At 70.3% G+C, this 461-nt stretch carries 1 protein-coding gene; it reads left to right on the forward strand.

Features of this window, described 5'->3' with window-relative positions; all coding sequences use genetic code 11:
• On the forward strand, positions 1–461 hold a 461-nt coding region (locus tag DEQ92_RS22540; RefSeq protein WP_199522983.1), incomplete at both ends, for an inorganic phosphate transporter.

The raw sequence follows: 461 nt of genomic DNA on the forward strand, positions 1-461 counted from the left end.
TCGCTCCGGCCGTCGGCGCGAATGCCATCTCCGTGATGCGCGCCGGATTCATCGTCGGCGTCCTCGGGCTCTCGGGCGCGATTCTCCAGGGCGCGAACGTCACCGAAGCCGTCGGAACCGAACTCGTCGTCGGCTCCGTCCTCACGGCGACGGCGTCGACGGTCGCACTGCTCGTCGCGGCCGCGCTCGTCGCCATCGGTGTGTTCGCCGGCTACCCGATCGCCACTGCGTTCACCGTCACCGGAGCAGTCGTCGGTGTCGGGCTCGCGAACGGCGGTGGCCCCGCGATCGCGAAGTACCAGCAGATCGTCTCGCTGTGGGTGCTCACGCCTTTCGTCGGCGGCGGGATCGCCTACGGCACGGCGCGACTCCTCCGCAACGAGTCGATCCCCGAACGCACCGCCGTCCCCGTGCTTGGCGGGGTCGTCGGCCTCCTCATCGCGAACATCCGATTCGCCGCG

This window comes from Haloferax sp. Atlit-6N (assembly GCF_003383195.1).
In the GTDB taxonomy this organism is placed as follows: domain Archaea; phylum Halobacteriota; class Halobacteria; order Halobacteriales; family Haloferacaceae; genus Haloferax; species Haloferax gibbonsii.